The 21,641-nt window shown below is 64.0% G+C and carries 18 protein-coding genes and 1 pseudogene; 9 read left to right on the forward strand and 10 right to left on the reverse strand.

What is annotated here, in order from left to right:
- Positions 1-111: 111 nt before the first annotated feature.
- From NZN28_RS09400 to NZN28_RS09410, 3 genes are all read right to left on the reverse strand, one after another.
- The gene (locus tag NZN28_RS09400; RefSeq protein WP_295397560.1) at positions 112-414 is read right to left on the reverse strand and encodes an HU family DNA-binding protein; all 303 of its coding nucleotides are present in this window, start codon (positions 412-414) and stop codon (positions 112-114) included.
- A 107-nt stretch (positions 415-521) separates the two neighbouring features.
- Positions 522-1,163, reverse strand: coding sequence for a 1-acyl-sn-glycerol-3-phosphate acyltransferase (locus NZN28_RS09405; RefSeq protein ID WP_295397562.1), 642 nt, complete (start codon positions 1,161-1,163; stop codon positions 522-524).
- A gap of 150 nt (positions 1,164-1,313) precedes the next feature.
- Complete coding sequence (locus tag NZN28_RS09410; RefSeq protein WP_295397565.1) at positions 1,314-2,294, reverse strand: MDR family oxidoreductase; 981 nt, start codon at positions 2,292-2,294, stop codon at positions 1,314-1,316.
- Between the two features lie 277 nt (positions 2,295-2,571).
- On the opposite strand from NZN28_RS09410, the gene NZN28_RS09415 reads away from it, so the two are divergent.
- Together NZN28_RS09415 and mqnP are read left to right on the forward strand one after the other, a co-directional pair.
- A complete protein-coding gene (locus NZN28_RS09415; RefSeq protein WP_295397568.1) occupies positions 2,572-3,408 on the forward strand; it encodes a sulfurtransferase in 837 nt (278 codons plus the stop codon).
- A gap of 45 nt (positions 3,409-3,453) precedes the next feature.
- Positions 3,454-4,314 carry a menaquinone biosynthesis prenyltransferase MqnP gene (gene mqnP, locus NZN28_RS09420; RefSeq protein WP_295397570.1) on the forward strand — a complete coding sequence of 287 codons (861 nt, stop codon included), beginning with the start codon at positions 3,454-3,456 and terminating at the stop codon, positions 4,312-4,314.
- Positions 4,315-4,320: 6 nt separating this feature from the next.
- Here the strand turns inward: mqnP and NZN28_RS09425 are convergent, their stop codons facing one another.
- The 3 genes from NZN28_RS09425 to serA all read right to left on the reverse strand — a co-directional run bounded on the left by NZN28_RS09425 (position 4,321) and on the right by serA (position 8,160).
- Positions 4,321-5,121 carry an SDR family oxidoreductase gene (locus NZN28_RS09425; protein WP_295397573.1) on the reverse strand — a complete coding sequence of 267 codons (801 nt, stop codon included), beginning with the start codon at positions 5,119-5,121 and terminating at the stop codon, positions 4,321-4,323.
- Between the two features lie 59 nt (positions 5,122-5,180).
- Positions 5,181-6,245 (reverse strand): aminotransferase class V-fold PLP-dependent enzyme, encoded by a 1,065-nt coding sequence (locus NZN28_RS09430; RefSeq protein WP_295397575.1) that lies wholly within the window; start codon positions 6,243-6,245, stop codon positions 5,181-5,183.
- A 349-nt stretch (positions 6,246-6,594) separates the two neighbouring features.
- A complete protein-coding gene (serA, locus tag NZN28_RS09435; protein ID WP_295397578.1) occupies positions 6,595-8,160 on the reverse strand; it encodes a phosphoglycerate dehydrogenase in 1,566 nt (521 codons plus the stop codon).
- Positions 8,161-8,495: 335 nt separating this feature from the next.
- Here serA and NZN28_RS09440 point away from each other — a divergent pair, with 335 nt between their 5' ends.
- From NZN28_RS09440 to NZN28_RS09470, 7 genes and pseudogenes are all read left to right on the forward strand, one after another.
- Positions 8,496-9,335 (forward strand): DegV family protein, encoded by an 840-nt coding sequence (locus NZN28_RS09440; RefSeq protein ID WP_295397580.1) that lies wholly within the window; start codon positions 8,496-8,498, stop codon positions 9,333-9,335.
- 194 nt (positions 9,336-9,529) lie between these two features.
- The gene (locus NZN28_RS09445; protein ID WP_295397583.1) at positions 9,530-10,360 is read left to right on the forward strand and encodes a DegV family protein; all 831 of its coding nucleotides are present in this window, start codon (positions 9,530-9,532) and stop codon (positions 10,358-10,360) included.
- 278 nt (positions 10,361-10,638) lie between these two features.
- Positions 10,639-11,102, forward strand: a pseudogene (dtd, locus tag NZN28_RS09450) (D-aminoacyl-tRNA deacylase).
- 99 nt (positions 11,103-11,201) lie between these two features.
- Complete coding sequence (locus tag NZN28_RS09455; RefSeq protein ID WP_295397585.1) at positions 11,202-12,422, forward strand: ROK family transcriptional regulator; 1,221 nt, start codon at positions 11,202-11,204, stop codon at positions 12,420-12,422.
- Between the two features lies 1 nt (position 12,423).
- A complete protein-coding gene (locus NZN28_RS09460; RefSeq protein WP_295397587.1) occupies positions 12,424-13,662 on the forward strand; it encodes an ABC transporter substrate-binding protein in 1,239 nt (412 codons plus the stop codon).
- Between the two features lie 202 nt (positions 13,663-13,864).
- Positions 13,865-14,989 (forward strand): carbohydrate ABC transporter permease, encoded by a 1,125-nt coding sequence (locus NZN28_RS09465; protein ID WP_295397589.1) that lies wholly within the window; start codon positions 13,865-13,867, stop codon positions 14,987-14,989.
- Positions 14,989-15,798: a carbohydrate ABC transporter permease gene (locus tag NZN28_RS09470; protein ID WP_295397599.1), complete on the forward strand. Its 810-nt coding sequence runs from the start codon at positions 14,989-14,991 to the stop codon at positions 15,796-15,798. The genes NZN28_RS09465 and NZN28_RS09470 overlap by 1 nt, the downstream gene beginning before the upstream one ends.
- Here NZN28_RS09470 and NZN28_RS09475 read toward each other — a convergent pair.
- From NZN28_RS09475 to NZN28_RS09490, 4 genes are all read right to left on the reverse strand, one after another.
- Positions 15,795-16,433 carry a dihydrofolate reductase family protein gene (locus tag NZN28_RS09475; protein ID WP_295397591.1) on the reverse strand — a complete coding sequence of 213 codons (639 nt, stop codon included), beginning with the start codon at positions 16,431-16,433 and terminating at the stop codon, positions 15,795-15,797. The genes NZN28_RS09470 and NZN28_RS09475 overlap by 4 nt on opposite strands.
- A 161-nt stretch (positions 16,434-16,594) precedes the next feature.
- On the reverse strand, positions 16,595-16,960 hold the full coding sequence (locus NZN28_RS09480; protein WP_295397593.1) for a DUF2200 domain-containing protein: 366 nt from the start codon (positions 16,958-16,960) through the stop codon (positions 16,595-16,597).
- Positions 16,961-17,273: 313 nt separating this feature from the next.
- Positions 17,274-18,848, reverse strand: coding sequence for a hypothetical protein (locus NZN28_RS09485; protein WP_295397595.1), 1,575 nt, complete (start codon positions 18,846-18,848; stop codon positions 17,274-17,276).
- 9 nt (positions 18,849-18,857) lie between these two features.
- Entirely contained in the window at positions 18,858-21,062 is a 2,205-nt protein-coding gene (locus NZN28_RS09490; protein ID WP_295397597.1) for a hypothetical protein, read from the reverse strand.
- Positions 21,063-21,641: the final 579 nt, after the last annotated feature.

Consider the following 21,641-nt stretch of genomic DNA (forward strand, 5'->3'; position numbering starts at 1 on the left):
TCTGCGGCCAGGGGGAGAAGGCAGGAGGAACGATGTGGATTTGGTTTGAGGTATGGGGGCCACAAACAATAGAGGAGGCCGAAGCCTCCTCTACAGGAAGGGACTGCCGGTTTATTTCTTAACGGTTTCCTTCAGGGCTTTGCCGGGCTTGAAGGCGGGATATTTGGAAGCGGGAATCTTGATCTTTTGGGTGGTGCCGGGCTTCACGCCGGTGCGGGCTTTGCGGCTGCGCACTTCGAAGGTGCCGAAACCGGTCAGTTGCACTTTGCTGCCGGCCTTGAGGGCATCTTCAACTTTGCTGAGGAAAGCGTCTACAGCGGCCTTGGCGTCTTTTTTCTTCAAGCCAGCGGCAGCGGCTACTTGGTCAATAAGGTCGGCTTTGGTTCTGGTTTTCTTGGTTGCACCTTTTGCCATACTGTTACCTCCTTTATTTTCCCTTCAGCACGGAGTGTATCACACTTTACCTCCAAATTGCAAGCACCAGGGCTGTATTGCTAGCTATTTCGTTAAGGACAGAATGCCTAAACAGTGGGCTTTCTGTGGTATTCGGGCGGCAGAAGTGCGGTTACAGCGGCCTCGAGCTGCCGGGTTACCTCTTCCAGGGTCTGGTGATCGGTCTTTCCGGGGGGCAGTGCAATGGGGTCGCCAAACACCACCCGGATGGGCCGCCGCAGGCGGGGCCCTTTGCCCACCGGCCAGGCTTTATCGCTGCCGATGATGGCCGCCGGAACAATGAGCGCGTTGGTTCGCAGGGCTATGGCCGCCACACCGGTTTTGAAGGGCTCGATATAGCCCGTGCGGCTGCGCCGGCCCTCGGGGAAAATGCCGAAGGCGGTCCCGCTCTTGAGGGTGCGGATGGCGGCCTTGATGGCGCCAAGGTCGCCCGCCCCCCTCGAGACCGGGATGACGTAGAGCCGGGGCAGCAGCCAGCGCAGGATGGGGTATTTGAACACATCGTCGCGCGACATGTAGCTCACCACCCTGGGGCAGGCCACCCCCATGACTACCGGGTCGAGAAACGACATATGGTTGGAGGCCAGAATCACCGGGCCTTCTTTGGGGATTTTCTCGGCGCCCTCCACCCGCAGGCCAAACAAAAGTTGCAGCAACACTCGAGCCAGCACCTTGGCTCCGTGATAAACCCTGAGACCATACTCGTACATCGCACCCCATCATAAGCAAAAGCCCTGCGCACAGCGGCAAGGTAGATCCTGGCCTCCAGGCCCTCCAACCCGCCCAGGTCGCCCGTGCCCTCGAGGCGATTTGGCGCGCCCAGGGGTTCGCTGCGAAGGGCCGGCGCGAACTCTTTCTGCTCAAGCCAGCCGCACCACCACCCGGCCCCGCACCTGGCCTTTCAGGATGGCCTGGGCCAGCTCGGGCACCTCCTCCAGGCTGGCCGTTTGCATGGTCGCTTCCAGCAGGGGCCTGGGCAGTTCGTGGGCCAGGCGTTGCCAGGCCAGCAGGCGTTTTTCCTTGGGACACATCACCGAGTCAATGCCCAGGAGGTTCACGCCCCGCAGGATGAAGGGGAAAACGGTGGTCTCGAGCTTCACCCCGCCCGCGTTGCCACAGGCTGCCACGCTGCCGCCATAGGCCATGCGGGGCAAGACCCCGGCCAGCACCGCTCCGCCCACGGTGTCCACCGCCCCGCCAAACCGCTCCGACTCCAGGGGCTTGGGCGGAGCAGCCAGCACCGCACGCTCCAGAATTTCAGCCGCACCCAGCGATTTCAAATACCCCTCTTCTGCCATACGGCCTGTGGAAGCCACCACCCGGTAGCCCAGGTGGGCCAGAAGGGCCGTGGCCAGGCTGCCCACCCCCCCAGCAGCGCCCGTCACCAGCACCTCCTTGGTTTTGCCGATGGCGTGGGCCTCGAGGGCCATCACCGCCAGCATGGCGGTGAAGCCCGCGGTGCCGATGCCCATGGCTTGCTGCAAGGTGAGGCCCTGGGGCAGGGGCACCAACCACTCGGCGCGGACTCGAGCCAGCTCCGCCAACCCGCCCCAGTGTCGCTCACCCAGGCCCCAGCCGGTCAGAATCACCTCATCGCCCGGCTTGTAATCCGGCGAGGCCGACTCCAGCACCGTTCCGGCCAGGTCAATGCCCGGAACCATGGGAAAGCTGCGCACCACCTTGCCCGCCCCCGTAATCGCCAGGCCGTCCTTGTAGTTGAGGCTGCTGTAAGCCACCCGCACCAGCACATCGCCTGGGGGCAACTCGTCCATGGAAGCCGGGCGAACCTGAGCGGTGTAGGGGTCGGCGGTTTCTACAACCAGGGCCTTGAAGGTTTGCATATCTACAACATACAGGATGGCGCCTCTGGTCTGGAGATGGGTGCTTGCCTCCATCCCGGTGCCGCCTGCGTGAAGCCCCCCCCGCACCGGCAAAATGGCGGCCCCACAACCTCGGTTTGACCGAAAACCCCTGTCTTTTTTGGCCCGCAAAAAGGCCACACCCGCTCCCGGGGTCCATCCCTCGGGCCCTGGGGCAGAGGTCGCTGCGCTAGGGGGCTGCCGGGTTGCGGGGTCAGTGCCGGTTCCACCCAACCATTCGGTCTGCTAGGCTTTTTTTATGCGTTCACCCCTGGTAAGTGTCGAGTGGCTGCACGAGCACCTTGGCGACCCCCAGCTTCGCATCGTGGACTGCCGCTTTTCCTTGCAAGACCCCCTGGCCGGAAGGCGGGCCTACGAAGCCGAGCACCTTCCGGGGGCCATTTTCCTGGATTTGGAACAAGACCTCTGCGCCCCCGTCCGGCCCGACCGCAAAGGGGGCCGGCACCCCCTGCCCTCGCCCGAAGCCCTGGCGGCAACCCTGGGCCGGGCCGGCCTCGGCAACGAACACCTTGTGGTGGCCTACGACGACCCCCCCACCGGCGGGATGTACGCCCCCCACCTGTGGTGGCTGCTGCGCTGGCTGGGCCACGACCGCGTCGCCGTGCTGGATGGCGGCATTCGGGCCTGGAAGGAAGCGGGATATGGGGTCTCTTCTGTGCAGATCGAACACCCCCGCACAACCTTCCGGGCCAGCCCCCGGCCCGAGATGGTGGTGGATGCCGAGGCCGTTGCCCGGCGCCCGGCAGGCACCATCCTGCTCGATTCCAGAGCCCCCGAGCGCTACCGGGGCGAGGTCGAACCGCTCGACCCGGTGGCCGGGCACATTCCGGGGGCCATCAACCGCAACTGGCTCGACAACCTGGAGGCATCGGGCCGCTTCAAAGCCGCCGAGGTCTTGCAGCAGCGTTTTGCCGGGCTCGAGGGCCCGATTATTGCCTACTGCGGCTCTGGGGTTTCGGCCACGGTGAATGTGCTGGCGCTCGAGCTCATCGGCAAACCGGCCAAACTTTATGCAGGCTCGTGGAGCGACTGGGTATCGGACGAAAGCCGCCCGGTGGCACGGGGGGATGCCTAGCCCCACATTGCTCGTTTGTGCTCGGGGTACACTGACTATCAGCGTATGGTGGCCCTGACCAGCCGTCTCAAAACCTATCTCGATCTGGTTCGTTTCGAACACACCCTGTTTGCCCTGCCCTTCGCCTACGGCGGCATGCTGCTGGCTGCCAGGGGCTGGCCGGGCTGGGAGGTGTTTACCTGGATTACCGTGGCCATGGTGGGGGCCCGCACCGGGGCCATGGCCCTCAACCGCCTGATTGACCACCACATAGACGCCGCCAACCCCCGCACGGCGGGCCGACACCTCCCCAGGGGCGCCGTAAAACCCGGCGAGGTGCTGGCCCTGGCTTTGGTGGGCCTGCTCCTGCTCACCCTGGCGGCCTTCAACCTGAACCCACTGACGGCCCAGCTGCTGCCGGTTGCAGTCTTTTTCCTGGTGGGCTACAGCTACACCAAGCGCTTCACCTGGCTGTGCCACTTCTGGCTGGGCCTGACCATTGGGGCGGCCACCGCAGGCGGCTGGATTGCCGTCACGGGCACGTTCGAGCCCGCCCTGTTTGCGCTGTGGGCCGGTACGGCCTTCTGGCTGGCGGGCTTCGATATCCTGTACGCCACCCAGGACTACAAGTTCGACCGCGAAAACGGCATCTACAGTGTTCCGGCGCGCTTTGGCATCCCCACTGCGCTGCGCATTGCCCAGGTCTCCCACGCACTGACCTTTGGGTTTTTCTTGCTCACGGGGGTGTTGAGCGGGGCAGGCTGGATTTATTACCTGGGCGTGCTGGGCGTGGGCACAGTGCTCTGGTACGAACACCTGCTGGTGAAGCCTCACGACCTGAGCAAGGTAGACCAGGCCTTCTTCCAGGCCAACGTGGTGGTGAGCCTGGGGATGCTACTGACCATTTTTTTGGATACCTTGATTTAGAGCGCTCTAACCCCCCAGCAGCGAGCGCATCTGCCGCTGGATGAAGCGGGTCGCCCAGGCGGGAGCCAGACGGTACAGGAAGTCCATCAGCCGGGCATCGGGGCCCACCAGCACCCGGAAGCGGTTCTGCTCCATGCCGGCGATAATGCGCCGGGCCGCCTCCTCGGGGGGCAGGGGCTTCAGCGAGGGGCGCTGCCCTTCCGTCCGGCGAATCTCTACCCCGGAGTTGGCGGTGATGTTGGTGGCCACCGCCCCAGGAAAGACCACCGTGACCCGCACCGGCGTGCCCAACAGTTCGGCATAAAGCCCTTCGGTCAGGAGCTTGACGGCGGCTTTGGAGGCCCCGTACAGGCTCTGCCCCGGCACCGGCAAAAAGCCGCCCATACTGGAGATGTTCACAATGTGGGCCTCGGGACGCTTCAAGAGGTGGGGCAGGAAAGCCTTGGTCAGGTAGAGGGTGCCGTAAAAGTTCACGTTCATCACCCGTTCAATGGCCACGTAGTCCAGGTCGTTTACCCGCACAAACGGCTGGATGATGCCCGCGTTGTTGATGAGGCCGTCCACGGCGCCATGCCGGGCCAGTACCGCCGCCGGGAGGGCCTCCACCGCCTCGCGCTGCGTAATGTTGAGCCCATGGGTCGAGAGGCGTTCGGGGTGGGGGGCCAGCGAGGCGGTTTCTTGCAGGGCTGCCTCGTTGATGTCCACCGCAGCGACCTGCGCTCCTTTGGCCAGCAGTTGTAGCACTAGCTGGCGGCCCATGCCGCTCCCCCCACCGGTAACCACGATGACTTTCCCCTGCGCTTGCACGGTTGCACCTCCTGAACCACTTTTATCACAAAAGTGCGCGGCTGGTTGTCCCGAAAGGGTCAGGGCAGAAGCTCATCCCAGACTTCTCGTAACATCTGGGCTACGGCGTAGGCATCGTACAGGTCGGAGTAGCCCATGAGCGAGAGGCGGAACACCTTGCCCTTGAGCTGGCCCTGCCCGCCGATGATGGTGGCGCCCCGCGCGGCAAAAGCACTTTTGACCTGGCCGTAGGTAACCCCCTCGGGCAGATAAAAGCAGGTGGTCGCACTGCTTTTGACCTCGGGCACCACCTGCAGGCCAAGTTGCTCGCCGCCATCGTACAGCAGATCGTTTTGCTTTTTCTTGAGGGCGAGGTGTTCGCTGAGCCGGGGGAGCAGCTCTTCCAGCACGGCGGCGGTGGCGGCCACCAGGTTGATGGCGGGTGTCCAGGCCGACTCGCCGCTGTTTTGCACCTTGAGCTCGGCCCCCAGGTTGAGGTAGAAGCTGCGGGGCTTCAGGCGCTCTATGGCCCGCGGCGAGAGGGCCACATAGGCCAGGCCGGGCGGGCACATGAGGCCCTTTTGCGACCCTGCCACGGCGGCATCGAGACCCCAGCCCTCGAGCGCAAACTCGCTCACCAACAAACTGGTGATGGCGTCCACCACCACCAGCCCCTCGGGAAAGCGGGCCTTGAAGACCTGGGCCAGGGCGCGCACATCGTTTAGTGCGCCGGTGGAGGACTCGGAGTGGGTCAAAAGCAGCCCGGCGAAGGGGCCCGAGGCGCTTTCCAGGTGCTCTGCTCGCACCACCCGGCCCCAGGGGAGCTCGAGGCGCTCCACGTGTAGTCCGGCCTCCTGGGCGATTCTGGCCCAGCGCTCGGAAAAGTTGCCGTGCACCGGCACCAAAACCCGCTCGCCGGGAGCGAAGAGGTTCTGCACCAGCGCGTCCATGCCTGCCGTGCCCGAGCCGGTGAGCAAAAGCACCTGGCCCTGGGTCTGGAAGGCAGCCTCGAGGCCCGCCTTGGCCTGCAAAAAGACCTGTTTGGCAGCGTCCGAGCGGTGGTGGAGTTGGGGACGGGAAAGGGCTTCTAAAGCTTTGGGGTGCAGTTCGACGGGGCCGGGGGTTAGGAGGCGGGGGCGGTACATGGGCTCCATTTTAGCCAGGATGGGGCGCTTATCTTGTCAAACCACCTTTGCTTGAACCCCTTGCATACCGTAGGGGCGGTGAGGTGGGTAGCTGGGGTTAGGGGATAGGTGTTGAAGACCCACTACCGAGCCCCCACCCCGCTTGCTTTTTTGTGGATAGTGAAGTGGTACACCCAAAGCCAGAACCGGCTCCCGAGTCGCAGGCAAAAGGCCAACTGCTGGCGCTTCCACAGGCTGTGCGGCTCCGAAGGTGAATCTGTGACAGCGCCCTTTTACTACTGCTGTATGGACTTCCCTGCCACATCCTCATGGTATAGCCCGGTGGGGCTCCGCGAGATTCCGCTTCCCGCTACAGCGCGGCCAGATCCACTCGTTCGAGCACGTCCAGCCTCCGCAGCGCCTCCAGCACCGCCTCGCCGGGGCGCTCGTCAATGGCCAGCACAAACAGCGCCTTGCCGCCGGGGTGGTCGCGGCCTAGCTGCATGCCCGCAATGTTGATGCCGTTCTCGCCCAGAAGGGTGCCCACCTTGCCCACCACCCCTGGCCGGTCGCGGTTGACGCAGACCAGCATGTGCCCGCTGGGGATGGCCTCCACCGTGTGGTCGTCAATGCCCACGATGCGGGGCTTGCCGCCCAGCACCGCCCCGCGCGCCACCCGCGACTCCCTGTCGGTCTCGAGGCGCACCTCCAGCACCTGCCGGTAGTCGAGCGACTGCTCGACCTGCCGGGTGACCAGCGAGATGCCCCGGTCGCGCAAAAGGGGCCGCGCCGAGACCAGGTTGGTAGCCCCTGCTTCCAGCACCTGGTCCAGAAGCCCCTTGGCCACCGCTGAGGCGATGGGGTCGGGGTTTTTCTCGAACTCCCCGTAGTAGGAAACCTCCACCGTCTGGGGGCGGCCCTGGGTAATCTGGGCCAGCAGCCGGCCCAGGGCCTCGCCCAGCGGCAGCCAGGCCGAGAAAAGCTGCAAGCCCTCGGCATCGAAGCCGGTGTTGAGGGCATGGGCCAGGTTGCCCCGCAGGGTCTCGATAACGCGCTCGAGCACCGCCTCCCCCACCCGTTCCTGGGCCTCCAGGGTGTTGGCCCCCAGGTGGGCGGTGTGCACCACCTTGGGATGGTGCACCAGCGGGTGCTCGGCGTTGGGGGGCTCGTCCACAAACACATCCAGCCCCGCCCCCCACAGGTGCCCCTCGTCGAGCACCTCCACCAGCGCCTTCTCGTCCACAATGCCGCCCCGGGCCGCATTCACCACAACCGCACCTTTGGGCAGCAAATAAAGCTCCCGGCGGCCAATCATGCCCCGGGTCTCGCTGGTGAGCGGGGTGTGCACGGTCAGAAAGTGGGACTGGCGCAGCATGTCGGCCAGGTCGTCCAGAAGCTCCACCCCCAGGGTCTGGGCGCGGCTGCGGGGAATGTAGGGGTCGTAGGCCAGCACCCGCATATCAAAGCCCTTGGCAAACTTGGCCACCTGCCCCCCAATGCGGCCCAGGCCCACAATGCCGAGGGTCTTGTGGTTCAGCTCGAGGCCCAAGTACTTGCGGTCCCACTGGCCCTGGCGAATTTTCTGGTCGGACTCCACCACACCCCGCGCGGTTGCCAGCAGCAAGGCCCAGGCCAGCTCCGCTGCCGAACGGGTGTTGGCCTCGGGCACGTTCACCACCAGGATCCCCCGACGGCTGGCAGCCTCGAGGTCTACATTGTCCACCCCCACCCCGCCCCGGCCCACCACCTTCAGGTTGACCCCGGCCTCCAGCAGCCTGGCGTCCACCTGGGTGCGGCTGCGGGTGATGAGGGCGTCGTACTGCCCGATGACCTGCAAGATTTCTTCCCGCGGCATACCGGGTTTGTAATCCAGGCGCACCTCGGGGCTCCTGACCTCCCCCAGCCGCATCTCATCGGTTACAAGCACTTTCCACATAGCTCACACTGGCCCTTGAATTGCTGGGTTGGGGGCCCGACCCCCGCCAACATGCCCAAAACCTTATCACTTTGTTCCATCCGGCACAACTTGCCCGCAACGCCCGGGCCGGGAGCCTCCGGAGCATCAAGGCCCCCTCTGCCCCGATGCGTCCTGTAGCGGGGCCCAAATCTGCCCTGGGTAACTTTCCCTCAGGCAAAAGCCTGTGCTAGACTTACGCCACGAAGAAGCGCCGACTCTTTCCTGCCGACGTTCAGCCGGGTCAGTGTGGGTTGGGTCTGAACCGGCGGTGCAATGAGTCGCCCTGCTACGAAAACTGCTGAACAGGAGAATCCATGAAAGTAGCCATCGTGACCGACTCAACCTCCGATCTGCAAGCGCGCGCGGCCCAGTTGGGGGTGGAGGTCGTGCCCCTCTACGTCAACTTCCAAGGCAAAATCTACAAGGACTGGGTGGAGATTACCCCCGCCGACATCTTCGCCGGGGTGGCCGCCGGGGCCGGAATGCCCAGCACCAGCCAGCCCTCACCCGCCGACTTCAAGGCAGCCTACGAACGCGCCCTGCAAAAAGCCGACCACGTGCTCTCGATTCACATCTCTTCCAAGCTTTCCGGCACGGTCGGCTCGGCCAACCTGGCCGCCCAGGAGTTCCCCGGCAGGGTCACGGTCTTCGACTCGCTGGCGGCCAGCATGGGTATCGGGATGATGGTGGAGCGGGCCAGGGAGCTTCTGGATCAGGGGGCCGACCTCAAGCAGGTGCTGGTCGAGCTCGAGCGCATCCGCGCCGACCACATCGTGCGCTTTACCCTGGCCACCCTGGACTACCTGAAGAAAAACGGGCGTATCGGGGGAGCCCAGGCCTTGCTGGGCGGCCTCCTGGGCATCAAACCCATCCTGACCGTCAAGGAAGGCAAGGTCGAGGCAGCGGGCCGGGCCCGGGGCGAAAAAAAAGCCCTGGCCGAGATGGTTGAGTCGCTCAAAACCTGGGCCGCAGGCCGGCAGAAAATCCGCATCTACTACCTCTACAACGCCGAAGAAAGCGATGTGGCGGCCTTCAAGGCGGCTGTGCAGGCCGCCGGGCTACCCCTGGAAGAGCGCATCACCAGCAGCATCGGGGGCGTGATTTCCACCCATACCGGGCCGGGGCTGTATGGGTACTACGCCTACAGCCTGTGAAGTGCAGCTTCCTTGCAGGTGGCCTGACCATCCCGGCCCCTAACCCGTAGCGCAGCGGTGGCTTCCTCCGGGCGCGGCCATACACCAAGCCTCCCTGGGAATGGACAGCTCAGGCAATATCGGGCTTGCGCCAGCCAGCATATGGGCTATACTCGCCTGAATCAGGTCTGTGGCAATCCAACCGGGAGGTGAAGATGGAACGTACCGCGTTCGTGGCCGATTCAACCTTAGGCCTGAGCCCCCAGGATGCCCTGAAGGGGGATGTGTATGTGATTCCCCAACAGGTCATCATCGAAGGCCAGAGCTACCGCGACTATCTGGAGATGACTCCGGACGAGGTCATCGAGGCGCAGCTTGCAGGCAAGAAAGTTAGCACCAGCCAGATTTCGGCGGCCGATCTGGAGGCTTTGTACAAGGACTTGCTCGAGAAATTCGACCGGATTGTTTCGGTGCACGTCTCGAGCAAGCTCTCGGGCACCTGCTCGACAGCCCGGATGGTGGCCGAGAAATTTGGCAACCGCATCAAGGTGATTGACGGCCTAACCCTGAACGGGGGGCTTTCCTTCGTTATAGAGGAGGCCCGGCGCAAGCTCTCGGCAGGGGTGCCCTGGGACAGGCTGGAAGAAGCCATCGCCCCGCTGGTGCAGCGGGTGCGCGGCTTTGTGCTGCCGGCCACGCTCGAGTACCTCCACCGGGGTGGGCGCATCGGCGGCTTGCAGCACTTTATTGGCTCGCTGCTCAAGCTGCTGCCGGTGCTCGAGGTGCGCGATGGCCTGGTCAGGCCCCTCGAGCGGGCCCGGGGCTGGCACAAGGGCTTGCAACAGCTGGCCCAGGCTTTCCACCAGGCCTTTCCCGAGGGCGCACGGGTCATTCTGGCCCACGCCTACAACCCCCAGGGCATCGAGGAGCTGCGCAAGCTTATCAGCCAGGAGGGCGTGGTGATTGAGGACGTGCGCGAGTGCGGCCCCGCGGTGGCCGCCCACACCGGCCCCGGCACGGTGGCGCTGTTTGCGGCGCCCCGATGAGTCATCAGGTGGGTGGGCTGTAGCCGCGTGGATTTTCAGCCCCCCCAGAACCATCGAGGTCAAGCAGTGCCAGCGATACCCGGCCTCGTAAAAGGGCGGTCTGATTTCCATGCCTAGAAGTAGGGGCCAGGGGTTCCTCGATACAAAGAGCCCGGTTCAGGCGCACACCCTTGAGCTTCAAAACCGCCCAAAGGCCCGCAATGGGCAGGCGGCCCTGGGCTTTCAGCTTCCGACCCTGGTCAGCTGACAACAGGCCCCTCCCCTGTTATGGTCTTTTCATGCGTGCGGTGGTGCAGAGGGTCTCTCGAGCCCAGGTGGTCGTAGAGGGTGAGGTGGTGGGCCAGATTGGGCCGGGTTGCTGGTCTTGCTGGGCGTGGGCAGAGGCGACACCCACGACGATGCCGCCTACCTGGCCCGCAAGATTGCAGGGTTGCGGGTTTTTGCCGATGCCGAAGGCAAGATGAACCTGGCCCTGCCCGACATTGGGGGCGAGGTGCTGGCCGTGTCACAGTTCACCCTGTACGGCGATACCCGCAAGGGCAACCGGCCCAGCTTCATCGAGGCGGCCCGCCCCGAAGAGGGTCGGCGGCTATACCAGCATTTCTGCGACCTGCTGGCGCAGCAGGGACTCCACGTGGAAACCGGGGTTTTTCAGGCCCACATGGAGGTGCATCTGGTCAACGACGGGCCGGTCACACTCTGGCTGGATTCAGCCGATCAACAGTCCCCCAGGCGTTCGTAGCAGCCTTTTACGGGGTCGCGGCCATTGACAGGAGGCTGGGAGCGGCGTTATAGTTCGTTCGTTGAACTTACTAAAAGCCAGAACTGGAAACGAGGCGCTGTGGCTCGCTCTGTACCCCTGGATCAGCAAACCATCAAACGGCAAAACCGCCGTTTGATCCTGGAGGCGCTGCGCCGCAACGGGCCGCTGAGCCGGGCCGAGCTGGCCCGGGTGGTGGGCCTGACCAAGAGCACGGTCTCCTCGCTTGTTCAGGAGCTGCTGGACGAGCAGGTGCTCTACGAGGGAACCCTTCAGACCACCGGGTTGGGACGGCCTGGAATGTCGCTGGAGTTCCACGCCGAAGGTGCGATGGCCCTGGGGGTAGAGCTGGCGGTGGAAAGCACCACGCTGATCCTGCTCGACCTGAACAACCAAACCCAGGGGCAGTGGGAGTGGGTCGAAAGCCCCAGCACTTCCCTACCCGAACGCTTGTACAAGCTGGCCGCCCAGATTCAGGTGCTGGTTCCGGGCTATGAGCGGCTGCTGGGGATTGGGCTGGCGGTGCCGGGGGTCATCAAGCAGGATCGTACCCTGGTCTATGCCCCCAACTCCGGGCCGGGCTGGCGGGACGAACGCCCCGCCGAGGCCCTCGAGGCCCTATTGGGGCTGCCCGTTACCCTCGACAACGATGCCAACGCCTCGGCCTTTGGCGAAACCTTCTGGGGCGAAAACCACAGCCCGCTGCTTTACATCATGCTGACCACCGGGCTGGGCACGGGGCTGGTGGTGGACGGGCAGGTCTACCGGGGGCGCACCGGCGCAGCGGGTGAGCTTGGCCACTGGCTGACCGGCCCCACCCGACAGCTCGGCAGCGCCTCGGTGGTGGAGGGTGAGCTTTCCCTGCGCAGCGCCGTCAGCCACTACCAGGCCCACAGCGGGCGCAGCGAAGGTTTCCAGGGCATCCTGGCGCGGGCCGATGAAGGTGACCCCATGGCCCTGGAGACGCTCGAGCGCCTGGCCCGGGCCCTGGGCCGCTTCATCGCCAATGTGGCGGTCGCCTTCGACCCCGCGGTGGTGGTGCTGGGGGGGCCTGGCGCCGAAGCCTGGCCTTGGCTCGAGGCCCCCCTGCGCAGTACGCTTAAGGAACTCGCTTTCATCCCCGAACACGCCGAGCTGCCCATTCGGCCCAGCGCGTTCGGGCATCTGGCCCCGGCTATGGGTGCTGCAGCGTTGGTATTGCAGCGCTTTCTAGCAAATGGTGGAACCAGGGACCGGAGCCCGCCAATCTCCACCCTGGGAACCCGGCGAACCATTGGCGCGGTAAACCTGAGGAGGACATGATATGCGTAAACTTTTCTTTGCCCTGGTCACAGCGGCCCTTGGCTCGCTGGCCCTGGCCCAGTCGGGGAAGCTGGAAATCTTCTCCTGGTGGGCCGGCGATGAAGGCCCCGCCCTGCAAGCCCTGATTGATCTGTACAAGAAGCGCTACCCCAACGTAGAGGTCATCAATGCAACCGTGACCGGCGGCTCCGGCGTCAATGCCCGGGCCGTCCTCAAGACCCGCATGCTGGGCGGCGATCCCCCCGATAGCTTCCAGGTTCACGCCGGACAGGAACTGACCGGCACCTGGGTGGTCGCCGATCGCATGGAAGACCTGACCCCCCTCTTCAACCAGGAAGGCTGGATGAACCGCTTTCCCAAGGGCTTGATTGACCTGATCTCGTACAAAGGCAAGATTTACAGCGTACCTGTAAACATCCACCGCTCCAACGTGATGTGGTACGTCCCGGCCAAGCTGCGCGAGTGGGGCGTGCAACCGCCCAAAACCTGGGCCGAGTTCCTCACGGTCTGCCAGACCCTCAAGAGCAAAGGGCTGGAAGCCCCGCTGGCCCTGGGCGAGAACTGGACCCAGCAACACCTGTGGGAGTCGGTGGCGCTGGGCGTGCTGGGGGCCAACGACTACAGCAATCTCTGGAACGGCAAGCTGCGCTTCAACGACCCCAAGGTGGTCGCGGTTTGGAACACCTTTGGCCGGGTGCTCGACTGCGCCAACAAGGATGCCTCGGGCCTCTCCTGGCAGCAGGCGGTCGACCGGGTACTTGAAGGCCAGGCCGCGTTCAACATCATGGGCGACTGGGCTGCCGGCTACATGACCACCACCAAGGGCCTGAAACCCGGCGAAGGCTTCGGCTGGGCCCCCTCGCCCGGCACGGCGGGTGTCTTCATGATGCTCTCCGACTCCTTTGGCCTGCCCAAGGGAGTGAAGAACCGCACCAACGTGCTCAACTGGCTGCGGCTGGTCGGCTCCAAAGAAGGCCAGGACGCCTTCAACCCGCTCAAGGGCTCGATTGCCGCCCGCACCGACTCCGACCCCAGCAAGTACAATGCCTATCTGCAATCGGCCATGCGCGACTGGAAGTCCAACCGCATCGTGGGCTCGCTGGTCCACGGCGCCGTGGCCCCCGAGTCCTTCATGAGCCAGTTTGGCACTGTGATGGAAATCTATCTCTCGAGCCGCAACGCCCAGGCTGCCGCCAACGCAGCCCAGGCCATCGCCACCCAGGTTCGCCTGGGCCAGTAAGGCCTTCTGGGGGCAGGCCCTAGGGCCTGCCCCTTCTTTTCTCGCTCGGCTGCGTGCCTCTTCGATGACGCAAAACGTTTGGCACCAGATGGAAGCGGAGAAGACCGGATACCGGAGGCTCCTGGCCCATCAACCCTTCCCACATCACACAAATGAAGAGCTGCCTGTTTAGACTAGCGAGGTGCCTCCCTGAGAGGTGAAGATGAACTGGTTTAGAAACAAAGACACCCTCTATGGCTTTCTGGTCATCCTGCCCTCGCTGGTGCTGCTGGGCATTTTTGTTTACGGCTTTATCTTCCAGACTTTTTATACCTCCCTCACCGACTGGGGCCGCGACCCGGCCCAGGCCCTCTCGGCCAATCCCCAGATTCGCTTTATCGGCTTAGAAAATTACCGTGAGCTGTTCACCGGTTTTGTGGATGCACGGTTTCGCCAGGATCTGGTCAACACCTTCTTCTTCACGGTGTTCTTCATTCTGGGTTGCCTGAGCTTGGGGCTGGGGCTTGCCATCGTGCTGGACAGGAGCCCAAAGGGCGAGGGGTTTTTCCGCACCATTTTCTTGTTCCCCATGTCGCTGTCGTTCATCGTAACCGGCACCATCTGGCGCTGGATGCTGCAACCCCAGGGCGGGGTCAACCAGCTTCCCACGCTGGTGGGGCTGCCCAGGGGCGAGTTTGCCTGGCTGACCAGCCGCGAGCAAATCTGGCAGGTTAGCTGGAACGACCTGCCTTTCATCACCGCGCTGGTGGTGAGCGCGGTGCTGGTGTTTATCGCCATCGCGGCCTTCCGGGGCGGTGAGCGGCGGCGGGGCTATATTGCCTCTGGCTCGGCAGCCTTGCTGCTTTTGTGGGCCCTGACCCTGGGCCGCAGCCTCCAACCCCTGCCCTTCGACGAGTTGCACGGCTTCAACCTGGCCTTCATCGGCATCATCCTGGCCGCCGTCTGGCAGATGTCGGGCTACACCATGGCCCTGTACCTGGCGGGGCTGCGCGGCATCCCCGAGGAACTGCGCGAGGCCGCCCGGGTGGACGGGGCCTCGGAGTGGCAGCTCTACCAGCGCATCATCTTCCCGCTGCTGGCCCCCATCACGCTCTCAGCCATGATTATCCTGGGCCACATCAGCCTGAAAATTTTCGACCTGATCTTCGCCATGGCCGGAGCCGACAACGCCCCTACCGACGTGCCCGCCCTGCTGATGTACCTGACCACCTTCCGGGCCAACCAGATTGCCAAGGGCGCGGCCATCGGAATGATCCTGCTCCTGCTGGTGGCTGCGGTGATTGTGCCTTACCTGTACAGCCAGCTCAAAAGCGAGGTGCGGCGATGATTGGGCGTGTGGTGCAGTATGCGGTGCTGTTTGTGGCCACGCTGTTTTTCCTGCTGCCGGTGTATCTGGTGATTGTAACCGCGCTCAAAGAACCTTCGGCCATCACCCTGAGCAGCACCTGGCAGCTGCCGCAGGTCTGGTACTGGGAGAGCTTTGTACAGGCCTGGACGGCCTTTTTGCCCAAGCTGCAAAATAGCTTTTTTCTGACCGTTATCGCCACCCTTCTCTCGGCCATGCTGGGCTCGCTGAACGGCTACGTGCTGGCCAAGTGGCGCTTCCCTGGGGCCAACATCGTTTTTCCCCTGATGCTGTTTGGGATGTTCATCCCCTACCAGGCCGTGCTGATTCCGCTCTTCCAGTTTATCCGCGAGATTGGGCTGGGCGGTACGCTGTGGGGCCTGATTCTAGTCCATGTGGTGTACGGGCTGCCCATCACCACGCTGATTTTCCGCAACTACTACGCCGAAATCCCCGACGAGATGATCGAGGCCGGGCGCATTGACGGGGCGGGGTTCTTTGGCATTTATAGCCGCATCGTGTTTCCGCTCTCGGTGCCGGGGTTTGTGGTGGTGATTATCTGGCAGTTTACCCAGATTTGGAACGAGTTTTTGTTCGCTGTGACGCTGGTGAGCAGCCCGGCCAACCAGCCCATCACGGTGGCCCTGGCCCAGCTCGCAGGCGGCGAGGCGGTGAAGTGGAACCTGCCCATGGCGGGGGCCCTGTTGGCGGCACTGCCCACGCTTTTGGTCTACATTTTCCTGGGACGCTACTTCATTCGGGGGCTGTTGGCGGGGTCGGTGAAGGGTTAGACACGCACGTAGCGCAGGTGGGTAGCGGCAGGGCTATGCAAAACCCGATCGATGCGAAACTGCGGGAGGGGCTCGAGCAGGTTCTCAAAAAGCCGCCGCCCACCGCCAAACAACACCGGCACCAGGGCAATTTCCAGCTCGTCCACCACCCCCAGGTTCAGGTACTGCTGAATTACGTGAGCGCCTCCGGAAATGCGAACATCCCGGCCACCGGCGGCTTCTCTGGCCAGGGCCAGCGCCTGCTCAGGCCCCTCGTTCACAAAGTAGAACGTGGTACCACCAGGGCGCACCCAGGGGTCTCGTTTGGTGTGGGTGAGCACGCAGACCGGCGTGTGAAACGGGGCCTCCTCCGGCCAGCCCCGCTCGCCGCCGTCAAACATGCGCTTGCCCATAATGTGGGCGCCGGTTCGTTCGGCGGTATGGCGGAGCATATCGTTCACAGGGCCGGTCTCGCCCCCTGAACCCAGCTTGAGGCTCTCCAGGAAATGCTGCTGATTGAAAACCCAGGCCATCAGCGCACCCCATTTGGCACCCCAGTTTTTGTACTCCGGCCTGTCCCAGTTTTCCATGGTCATGCCTTCGGGGGCCATGAAGCCATCGAGGCTGAGGGCAATGTTGACGAACACTTTGCTCATGATTCTCCTCTCGGGGATGCCGCTGCCAGACTACCATACGGCCCTGGTCGCAGCATCAGTGGTCAAACCTCGATGTTGGAACCTCACGCACACCCATCATTCAGGCAACGAGGGTGGCTGGCCTCGCTCGAGAAATCCAGTTCAAAATCCGGCACAGAGCGCTAGGGGCGGCGCAGTATCTTCTCCATGGCCCGCCCCTTCGCCAGCTCATCTACCAGCTTGTCCAGGTACCTGACCTTTTGGGTGAGCGGGTTTTGAATCTCCTCTACCCGGTAGCCACAGATTACGCCCGTAATGAGGCCGGCGTTGGGGTTCAGGTGGGCCTGGGCGAAAAAGTCCTCGAAGCTCGAGTTTCCCCTGATATGCTCCAGGATTTCTTTATCGCCATAGCCTGTCAGCCAGCCGATCACCTGGTGCAACTCGGCCTGGGTTCGCCCCTTCTTCTGGATCTTGGCCAGATAGTGGGGGTACACCGAAGCAAACGTCATCTTGCGGATTCGTTCATCGTGGCTGTTGGCAACGACCATCCATGCCTCCCTTCGAGCTCGTTGCCCATGATACCGAGAACGGCGGTGATGGCGACGCAAGGCCGTCGCACTATCTACCGGTCATATGAAGGAGGCGTTCCCCAGCGATGAATCCGATGCGGCGCACGGCGATTGAACGTTGGGGAGAATGGCCTATCGGCTTCCTCGCTTCGCTCAAAAGAGCACTATTGACGCGATTTCTTTGCACCACTTGCTTCGTTGCGTGTTTAGAGTTGTTGCATTGCGCATCGGTTCGCCCCCGGTCCGCGTTCCCGAATACAGCCCAACAGCGCCGCACCCGTGAAGCTGGAAATTATGGGGCCGTGCTGAAGCTACGAAGGGCCGAGGTAGCCGAGAAAAACGAAGTATCCCAGCCGAAGGTGGGGTAGCCTCCGGCCCAGGTGGTGCCGGCAAAGGCGTCTATGCTCTCGAAAGGGCCCACACTCAGTACGAGCCAGTTGTAAGTGGAGCCCCCTTGAAGCCCGGGCGTGAGGGCGGTGCCGTCGGTGTAGAAGAGGCGGGTGGGCTGGCCGGTTTTGGCCAGGCTGAGGATGCTGATGCTGCCGGCCGGGCGCGACCAGCGCAGGCTGGCCCCGGTTGCCACCCCGCTCTGGTTGGGGGCGGGGCTCGAGAGGGCCGGAGGAACCGGCAGCTCCACGTCCAGCACCCCGTTGGCCCCCAGCCCGTTTTGCTGCAAGCTCAGGGTTCGGCCATCCGGCTCGCTGGCAAAGGCCGCGAAGGTGAGGGTCTTGCCGGGGATGACCGGGGTAGCCCAGGAGAGGTTGAGGGGGCTGGCGGCAGCGTTGGTGGCGAACAGGAAGAGTGAGCGAGACCCCAGGTTGGCGTAGAGCTGCCTCGAGCGCAGCGTGAGGCCGCTGGGGTTAGTTAGGTTGACCGTAAGGGCCCCGGTCTCGATGGGGCTCAGCCCCACGTTGAGCGTGGCGCTGGCGCCCTGGCTGAGGGTGATCGGTGCGCTGCCGTAGGCCAGGAAGCTGGTGGGGATGCCAGGGGCCCCCGGCAGGTACTTCCACTGCAGCACGTGGACGCGGCCCTCCACGCTGGAGGTCTCGTGCCAGACCGCGTTCAGGCTGTAGGCCGGGCCCTGGCCGGGAAAGAGGGGCCGCAGGTTGTGGCCGGGCAGCACGAACTGGGTCAGCTTGGCCTGCGGGGCCTCGAAGACCACCTGGGCCACGGTATGGGCCGGGTTGGGAAAGCCAGCCTGGGGGGTCAGGCTGCCGCCCAGGTTGGCGCTCCGCTCGGGCAGCGACCCACCCGTGGTGGTAAATAACAGCAGCAGCGGGTCGGGCCGGGTCAGGCCCTCGAAGGTGTGCTCCTCGGTACTGGAGGGACGCACGCTCAGGCGGTAGGGGGCGCTCACCCCGCCCAGGGCAAAGCGGCCCTGGGCATCGGTATCCACGCAGGTGCTGCCCTGGCAGACCGGGACGCCGGCCAGGGGCTTACCGTAGTAGTTGCGCACCTGGCCGGTTACGGCAAAGGTGGTGCTGGGGAGCACCGTAAGGGTCAGCTCGCGCTCGCGCTTGAGGGTCTGGCCGTTCACCAGGGCGCTGGCCCGCACCAGCAAGGTGTAGGTTCCCGGGCCCAGGCTGCTCCCCAGGCTCAGGTTGAGGGTGCTGGTGGTCTGGATGGGGTTGGGGCTGAAACTACCGCTGACCTGGAGTGAGCTGGGGATGCGCACCAGGGCCAGGCTGACCTCAGCCTGGAAGCCGCCGGTTTTTTCCAGCGTGACCGGCACGCTCCCCGAGCCACCGGCCCCCAGGGTGAGGGTCTGGCTGCCCAGGCTGATCTGAAAATCGCCCGGGCTGGGCGGGGGATTGGTGCCGCCCCCGCAGGCCGCAAGAATGGGCAGGAAAAGCAACCAGTGGCGCATGCCGTCCTCCTACTTGATGCAGTCCCCCAGGTGGAAGTCCTGGGTGGCCACGCTGGGCCGGGCCGGGGGGCCGGCTTGACCGTCGGAGACCTCGAGGTAGAGCCGGTAGCTGCGCCCACAGCCGGGGCTGGGGAAGATGGCGGTCAGGTCGGGGATGACCAGCTCGGGCAGCAGCGCGCCGTCCGGCGAGGTCAGGGCGTTGGAGGAGCCGTTGGGGACGTTTTGCAGCGGGCCGGGCGAGCCGCTGGTGATGTCGGCGATCTTCCAGGCGTAGCTGACGATGGCTTCCTCGTTATCCTGCACCCAGCCCCGCAGAACGATGTTGGTGTGGGATAGCATGGGGTTCTGACCAGAAGGCTGGTTGATCTGCACCACCGGCGGATAGTTGGCCGGGGGCGCGAGGATGGTCAGGCCGACCGAGGCGCTGTTCTTCTTGCCCCGGGCGTTGGAAACCTCGAGGGTCAGGGTGCGGGGGGTGGTGCTGTTGGCCAGCTTGACGGTGGGCTGGCCGCAGGCGTTGGGAGGCAGGATATCGGCGGCCAGGCTGCTCTTCCAGACGGCCTTGGTGCAGTCCTGGGTGGTGAGGCTGGGGTCGAGCCAGCTCCCCTGCAACAGCACGGTCTGGCCGGCGTACAAGCTCTGGCCTGGCTTGGGGTTGAGGATCTCCACGCTGGGCGGGGGGTCCAGCACGTTCAGGTTGAACGTAGCGCTGCTGGAGAGGCCCAGGCTGTTGCTGGTGCTGGCGGTGAGGGTGCGGGAGCCCTCGCTGGTGAAGGTGTAGTTCAAGCAGGCCGTGCCGGGTGCGATGGTGCCCAATGAACCGTCCTTGTTGCTGCTCAGGCTCACCGGTCTGGGCCCGTCCTGGGGGTCGTCGGCATTGGCGCAGATGGTGTAGGGCTTGAGCAGTTGGGGAGAGCCAAACATGGAATGGAAGCTCACCTGGGGCGGCTGGGGCGGGGACTGGGCGATGGTACCCAGGTTCTTCTCGTAGACCTTTTGATCCCAGTCCAGGCGGATTTCCGTCACCCCCAGGTCAATGCCGGCATGGATGCCCAGGTAGGCCTCCACCCCGGCGCTAAGCTTCCAGATCGGGTTGCGCGGCACCTTTACGTCCATCTCCAGGTAGCCCCCCAGCTTGGCGTAGGGGCCCACGACGCCGTAAAGCAGGAGGTCGGCCTTGCCAAACAGGGTGCCTCGCGCTGTCCCGGTCACCTTGCCCACGCTCAGCCCGGCGTTGAAGCTGTGACCAAAGCTGCTGCAGTTGTGGAAACCGTTGTTGTACTCGAAGCAGGCCTGGGCGCTCAGGCTCTCGCCGGCAGAAAAGCTCAGGCCCGCGCTGACCTGCCCCTTCGCGCTCACGCTCACCTTTAGGCTGGGCACAAAGACCAGCGGCACCGGCCCCGCCCAAACCGTGATGGGCGAGAATTCGTAGCTGGCCAGCTCCACTTCCTTGTCAATGCTGTGGCCGAGCCCAGAACTCACCTTGACCTCGGCGTTGTGCTTGATGCCGTAGGCCACCTTGAGGTAGATCCCGTTGGGGTAGACAGGCACACCCAAGACCTTCTTCCAGCTCACCCCGGCGCTGAAACCGTTCTGCACGTCGAAGAAGACTTTCCCCGAGGCCCGGATCTGGTCGCCGGTGGTGGCCTTGTTGTCATCCTTGTCGTAGATGACCTCGTCGAAGCTGAAGTCCAGGGTGGCCAGGGGTCGCACCCCGCTCTGGGCCGAGTAGACCTGAACCCCGCCCGCAAAGCGCACGCTCTGGGCCAGGGCGCGGGCCGAGCGCAGGTCGGAGGGGCCAAAGGTGGCCTGGAACTCGGCCTCGCCCTGCTCGAGGGCCTCGCCGATGTCGGCCTCCTCGGTCTGGACAATTACGCTGCCGCCCGAGCGGCTGATGCTCTTGACCCTCTGCAAAAGACCATAGGGGGCCGCCCCCGTGGGCTCGCTCACCAGCACCTGTCCCACCGCCAGCTCCTGCAACTGGGGGTTGTCGGCGCTGAAGGTGAGGGTGGCCTGGCAGAGGGGGCGGTTCGGGCTGGTGTAGTCCAGGCAAGCCGGGGCGTTGGTGAGGGTGAAGCTGGATAGGGCCTGCCGGCTTTGGGCGTTGAGCACCCGGGTGTCGGGGTCTACCTTGGGCTCGATGCGGGCGGGGGCACCCCCTCCACAAGCGCCAAGTAACCAGGCTAGGGACAATAAGAGCGCGAGTTGGCGCATCATTCCTCCCTTCGAGTTCCTGGTTCCCTTCGCTTCCCTGCGCCACAAAAAAAGAAGTACCGCGGGCAGTTTGGCTAGGTCTTGGGGCAATCTCCCTCTGAGGCGCGCAAATACTTCTAAGGAAAGCTATTAGCGAACCTCGGAAACCCTAGGGCTCATTCTGATACACAAAACGTTTCCCAGAAGTTCAAATCCGGCAGCGTTGCGCCTCCCTTTCGGTTTTATTAAGAGGAGGCCGCAATGACTTGCAGGGATACTGCCTCAGACGCTAACCGAAAGGGTGGTTTGGCTTGAGGTGGCCGTCAGCCGGGGTTTGAGTGAGGCACTTTGTACAAAGCGCCTAAAAAACAGTACTTCGACTCCGTCCAGGCTACAGCGCTCTTCAAACATTATGAGCCATTCGAAATTCGAGAAAGCTTTATCCCGAACAGAACCGTGGCTGCCGGGAGACTAGAGACCCAAGCACCCCTGGGCCGGGCCCGGCCCACGCTTGGGTGCGTAACATGCGTCTCGGCCCAGACGCATTCTCGTTTTCGTGGGCGGCCACGTCTGTGAAGAGCGCGATAAGTTCGCAAAAAC

Source organism: Meiothermus sp., from assembly GCF_025056915.1.
In the GTDB taxonomy this organism is placed as follows: Bacteria; Deinococcota; Deinococci; order Deinococcales; family Thermaceae; genus Meiothermus.